This is a genomic window from Oleiphilus sp. HI0086, from assembly GCF_001635225.1.
Genome location: NZ_LWFZ01001290.1, coordinates 1 through 682 on the forward strand (window position 1 = coordinate 1; position 682 = coordinate 682).

Annotated in this window: 1 protein-coding gene and 1 pseudogene; both read left to right on the forward strand. The window is 47.1% G+C overall.

Going from position 1 to position 682, the window contains the following annotated elements; genetic code table 11:
• Positions 1 to 476, forward strand: a 476-nt coding sequence (locus A3756_RS22180; protein WP_197481467.1) for a peptidase U32 family protein, incomplete at its 5' end; no start/stop codon positions are given.
• Between the two features lie 23 nt (positions 477 to 499).
• A pseudogene (locus A3756_RS22185) lies at positions 500 to 682 on the forward strand (U32 family peptidase); the annotation flags it as partial.

Consider the following 682-nt stretch of genomic DNA (forward strand, 5'->3'; position numbering starts at 1 on the left):
GGCGCTGCTATTTATCTTCATACCTAACCGACCAATCACCCAATACTTGCGGTGCCTGTTCGCCTGCAAGCTTTGTTCGCTGGGAAGAAACAGAAGACGGCCTGGAGTCACGTTTGAACAATGTGCTAATTGACCGTTATCAGGAAGATGAAAAAGCAGGTTACCCAACCTTGTGTAAAGGCCGATTTGAAGTGGAAGGCCGTCTCTACAATGCACTCGAAGAACCAACAAGCTTGAACACAATTGGCTTAATTCCTGACTTAACAGAGATCGGCATCAAGGCTGTAAAAATTGAGGGTCGACAACGCAGCCCGGCTTATGTTGAACAGGTTGTCTCGGTTTGGCGCAAAGCTTTAGACAGCTATCAGCGCGACCCGGATAACTTTAAAGTGAAACCCCAATGGAGCAAGCCACTCGATAAAGTCTCTGAAGGCTCGCAAACCACTTTGGGCGCTTATACGCGCGCCTGGCAATAAACCCCGCAGATTTAGGGAGTAATATGATGAAATTATCACTAGGCCCAAACCTGTTTTTTTGGCCAAAACAGCGCGTTTATGACTTCTACCAAGAGATGCTCGACAGCCCTGTCGATGTTATTTATTTAGGCGAGACGGTGTGTTCTAAGCGCCGAGAATTAAAAACTGCTGAATGGCTAGAGCTAGCCAAGGAACTATCGGAATCA